The following is a 2681-nucleotide window of genomic DNA, read 5'->3' as shown; positions in this document are numbered from 1 at the left end:
AGGAGCTCGCCAAGATGGGACATGATTATCGCGACGCAAGTTTAGGGATCATCGCGATCAGCAGCAACGACTCTGTCGGGTATCCCGACGATGCCCCACCCAAGCTCAAAGAAATGGCCGCCCGTTTGGGCTTCACCTTTCCCTTTTGTCACGATGAAACGCAGGAGGTCGCGAAAGCGTACAAAGCCGCCTGCACACCGGACTTTTATCTCTTCGATCGCGACCGACGGTTGATGTATCGTGGACAATTGGATGACAGTCGTCCCGGCAATAATACGCCGGTAACCGGCCGTGATCTCCGCGCCGCCATCCAAGCTGTGCTCGCCGGAAAACGGATTGACGGCAACCAACAGCCCAGTATCGGTTGCAGTATCAAATGGAAGCCGGGGCATGCTCCGCCTTACGCCTGACCGCCGTTTCGCCTTATTTCTTCTTATCTCCATTTTCGCCGCGTCAACTTTAGCAGCCTGCGACCAAACCCAATCCGTTTCCCTGACCGCCGAAGACTTTCGCTTCACGCCTCAACTGGTGAAGGTCAGTTCGGCATCCCCGTTGACTCTTACGATCTACAACTCCGGAAGAGAGATGCACGAATTCGACAGTCCCGTCCTCATGTATGTCGTCGGCACATCCTCACCCCTGTCGATGAAAGAGACCGGCATCGTGCTCGGCCCCGGAAAATCCGTGCAGCTGGTAATGACCCCTCCGCCTGCAACGTACATCTACATCTGCCGACGAAAGGGCCATGTAAACATGGCGGGGACATTAATCGTGGAATGACAGGCAGCGGTAACCCCTCAGTGCACACATCAGTTGAGCGGTTTCTAGAGTGATGCGGCGAAGGATCTTTTTACCTGACACAGTTCGTATGGATCACGAACTGTCTCCGATGTCGGCATGGAAACTCACATCCCCATCTTCTGTGGATAACCTTGTGAACAAGTTGACGGATTCGGAGAAGACTGCACGAATGACGGGCTTATTTATCGAAGTGCCTATTTTTTAGGCATCCGCCTTATATTCGTCAGGCCACAAGTAATATTGGTTTCTGTCTCAGTTCGCAACTTTCTTGCATATTCCTATGAAGATTGCTTGACACGATCATTTGCCCTTACTGATGCCCGTGCCATTGCCACCATTCGGATCACTATCCACAGGTTCAACAATTTTCTGGGGATGGCTGCTCTCGGCAATAGGAGCGATGTTTCGCATCTGTCAAGGGGCTTGGCAAAAAAAAGACGGCTCCGTCGACTAGTGGAAAAGATCCAGGGACCAATTTTTTCAAGTCAGAGCCGAATGGCAGGAGCATATTGATCGTGTGCCTCTATGAACGACCATCGAGCTCGCAACACACGATGCTCGTGAACCAGAGTAGCGGGACGGCATGAACAGAAAATGATTGCTTACCAGGCATAGGACTCCGGCGCGGTCCCACCGGGACCAGGAAAGAGCTCGTCCAGCTGCTTCAGGATGCCGCTGTCCAAGGAAAGGCTCAAAGCCCTCATGGCCCCTTCCAGCTGTCCCATCGTGCGAGGACCGATTATTGGTGAAGTGACTGCTGGTTGGTGCAACAGCCAGGCCAATGCGACGTTCGCCGGTTCTTCACCAATCCGTGCGCACAGCCCCTCGTACGCTTCCAATTTGGAACGGGACTTGACCATCTCTTGCTTCAAGTCGGCGTCCGCGCGCCGACCAACGCTATCGGACTGCAGGACACCGCCCAACAGTCCCCGACCGAGCGGACTCCATGGGATCAGACCGATGCCGTAGGCCTCACAAGCGGGAATGACTTCCAGTTCAATCATGCGCGCATTGAGGTTATAGAGGCTTTGTTCCGACACCAGCCCCAAAAAATTTCGGCGTCGCGCGGCTTCCTGAGCCTGAGCCAAGTGCCAGCCGGCAAAATTACTGCTCCCCACGTACACCACCTTGCCTTCCCTGACCAACTGCTCCATCGCTTGCCAGATTTCTTCCCATGGTGTTTCCCGATCGACATGGTGCATTTGATACACATCGATCCAGTCTGTTTTCAACCGTCGAAGACTGTCCTCGCACGCTCGCTTGATATGTACGGCCGAGAGGCGTGACTGATTCGGCCATTCGCCCATGCGACCGTACACCTTCGTAGCCAGCACCACCTTATCCCGGCGGCCTCCCCCTTGTGCGAACCAACGGCCGATGATCTGCTCCGTCCAGCCTTCACCCAGCTTCCAGCCGTACACGTTCGCCGTATCAAAAAAATTGATGCCGAATTCCAATGCCCGGTCCATCAAGACGAAGCTGTCCGGCTCGCTCGTCTGCGGCCCGAAATTCATCGTGCCGAGACAGAGCCGACTGACTTTCACTCCAGACCGACCAAGATGCGTGTATTCCATAAGTTCGGCCTTCCCTCCGGGAATTTTCCAGAGCGGACCGTCACCGGAGAATTGAGCGGTTCGGACTTACGAGCCGATACGATCGGACCTAATATCCCCGCCCCGTACTCCCTCCACGCCCCATTCGATCGAGGGGAAGCGCCTCGTAACGTTGCTTGAGGTCCGGATGCTCGTTGAGATAGCGTTTGACCGCCGCATCATCCGCAAAAATCTCCGGGCTGCGCGTGCGATATTCATCGAGCGTCAACTCGTGCTTGGCGAGAAGCGCCGTGAGCTTGCTGTTGATGTCCGCTCCCATTTGTCGCA

3 protein-coding genes and 1 pseudogene are annotated in these 2681 nt (G+C 55.1%); 2 read left to right on the top strand and 2 right to left on the bottom strand.

Annotated elements, in window-relative coordinates; translation table 11 throughout:
* Positions 1–410: thioredoxin family protein (locus ACOSYY_RS03160; protein WP_421660819.1), on the top strand; the 410-nt coding region annotated here is incomplete at its 5' end.
* Positions 391–780, top strand: coding sequence for a cupredoxin domain-containing protein (locus ACOSYY_RS03155; protein WP_421660818.1), 390 nt, complete (start codon positions 391–393; stop codon positions 778–780). The genes ACOSYY_RS03160 and ACOSYY_RS03155, both read left to right, overlap by 20 nt.
* A gap of 623 nt (positions 781–1403) precedes the next feature.
* On the opposite strand, the gene ACOSYY_RS03150 is transcribed toward ACOSYY_RS03155, so the two are convergent.
* Positions 1404–2375 carry an aldo/keto reductase gene (locus tag ACOSYY_RS03150; RefSeq protein ID WP_421660817.1) on the bottom strand — a complete coding sequence of 324 codons (972 nt, stop codon included), beginning with the start codon at positions 2373–2375 and terminating at the stop codon, positions 1404–1406.
* 88 nt (positions 2376–2463) lie between these two features.
* A pseudogene (locus ACOSYY_RS03145) lies at positions 2464–2681 on the bottom strand (hypothetical protein); the annotation flags it as partial.

This window comes from Nitrospira sp. BLG_2 (assembly GCF_049222245.1).
Note: the sequence above shows the minus strand (reverse complement) of the source record. Positions and strands in the feature narration are given on the sequence as shown.

Excerpts from the sequence above, each read along its gene's own strand:
- ACOSYY_RS03155 (WP_421660818.1), top strand. The coding sequence starts at position 391 with ATGCTCCGCCTTACGCCTGACCGCCGTTTCGCCTTATTTCTTCTTATC.
- ACOSYY_RS03150 (WP_421660817.1), bottom strand. The coding sequence starts at position 2,375 with ATGGAATACACGCATCTTGGTCGGTCTGGAGTGAAAGTCAGTCGGCTC.